1 protein-coding gene and 1 pseudogene are annotated in these 2,079 nt (G+C 60.0%); both read left to right on the forward strand.

Going from position 1 to position 2,079, the window contains the following annotated elements; all coding sequences use genetic code 11:
- Positions 1 to 204 (forward strand): annotated as a pseudogene (locus tag AC1DH9_RS28930) (cytochrome C); the annotation flags it as partial.
- A gap of 40 nt (positions 205 to 244) precedes the next feature.
- Positions 245 to 2,079 (forward strand): c-type cytochrome (locus AC1DH9_RS28935; protein ID WP_477809311.1); only part of this gene is annotated, 1,835 nt, incomplete at its 3' end.

Here is a 2,079-nt window from a genome sequence, read left to right on the forward strand (position 1 = left end):
GCGTACCCGGACAGCGCCAGTTTTTCACCCGATACACAGATGTGGACGCCGGAGGTGTTCTGGTTACCGATGCAGAACCTCAGGGTCGGGCTCCAATACAACTATTTCACCCGCTATTTGGGCGCAACGAACAACTATGACGGCAATGGCCGTGATGCCAGCGAAAACGACACCACCTATCTTTATATGTGGTACGCGTTTTGATCAGTTGAACGCAGGGGCGTAGACCATGAACGCAACGGGCATGAAGAGTACTTTCAATCGATCGCATTTATTGCTTGCCCTCTGCGTGGTTGCGCTCACGGGCTGCACCGGTACGACCGAACAGGCCTCGGAAAAAACCTCGCCGATGTCCGGTATCGCCATGGTCGACAAGGTTTGCTCCATGTGCCACGGATTGACGGGGGAGTCCGTCTCGCCGATGTTTCCCAAGCTGGCCGGCCAGCAAAAGGAATACCTGAAGCTGCAACTGACTGACTTCAAGGGCCATGTCCGCAGCGATAAAACCGGGACCCAGTACATGTGGGGATTTACCCATTTGACAGAGACCCAGATCAGCGAACTGGCGGACTATTTTTCCAGCCAGAGCCCCATGAAGGCTGACGCCGACAAGTTTGATCCACGCGGCGAATTGATCTTCCGCAAGGGCTTGCCAGGCTCGGGTGTCGCCCAGTGCAGCTCCTGTCATGGTGCCGAGGGGCAGGGCAATGGCCAGTTCCCGCGCCTGGCAGGTCAACATGCCGAGTATATGATCCGCCAGCTCAAGGTGTTCCAGCAGACCGACCAGCGCCCGCGTGGCGCTCTGACGGCCAAGGTCGGGCAGGCGATCGGCAATGATCAAATCGCCGCGATTTTTGACGATATCGCCGATCTGCTGGAAATCGAGGACGCCAATCCCTTCCGCATCCGCGCTTACCGCAATGCAGCGCGAACCCTGAGGGCTTTGACCTTTGAGGTCGCGAAGCTGATCGTGCGCGGTGAGCCGCTGCCCAAACTCACGGGCATTGGGGTCGACCTTGCCGGCAAGATCAACGAAATCGTCACCACCGGCGATTGCGCACTGCGCCAGCGCCTGCGTACGACATTGCCCCTGGGGCTGGTCGAGCTGCTTTCCATTGCCGGGCTGGGCCCCAAACGCGTTAAACACCTTTATCACGACCTGGGCATCGAAACCGCGCAGCAACTGTGTCAGGCGGCTAAAGACGGACGCATTCGCCATCTGCCTGGCTTCGGCGAAAAGATGGAGGCCCGACTGTTGAACGCCGCGCAGAAGGGCATTGGCAGGGACCGCCGGTTGCCATTGGCCTTTGTTGCGCCAGTGGCCCTGCGATTGACCGAGTACCTGCAGCAGCTGCCAGGGGTTGAGGCGGCTACGGTTGCCGGCAGCTTGCGACGGATGCGCGACACCATCGGCGATATCGATATTCTGGTGGCCGCGGCACCGTCGGTGGACGTCACGGCACACTTTATCCAGCATCCGGACATTGCCAGTGTGCTGGCACAGGGGCGCACCCGTACCAGCGTAATACTGGGCACCGGCATGCAAGTGGATCTGCGGGTGGTCGAGCCGGCGGTCTATGGCGCCGCCCTGGTGTACTTCACCGGCAGCAAGGCGCATAACATCGCGATTCGCCAACGGGCTCAGAAACAAGGCCTCAAGCTCAGTGAATATGGCCTCTTCAGAGCAAAAAAATGTGTGGCCGGCACCACCGAGGAATCCGTTTACCAGGCGCTGGGGCTGGAATGGATGACACCGGAACTGCGCGAGAATCGCGGTGAGATTGCCGCGGCAGAGGCAGGTCAGTTACCCAGGCTGATCGAGTTGAGCGACCTCAAGGGCGATTTGCATGCTCACACCCGCGCCTCGGATGGGGGCAACAGCCTGGAAGAGATGGCATTTGCCGCGCGGGAGGCCGGGCTGGACTATCTGGCGATTACCGAGCATTCGCGGTCCCTCAGAGTGGCCCATGGCCTGGATGCCGACCGGCTGCTCAAGCACATCGACCAGATCGATGCGCTCAACAGCCGCTTGCGGGGCGTGACCTTGCTCAAGGGCATCGAGGTGGACATTCTCGAAGA

This window comes from Pseudomonas sp. 05T35, from assembly GCF_056396605.1.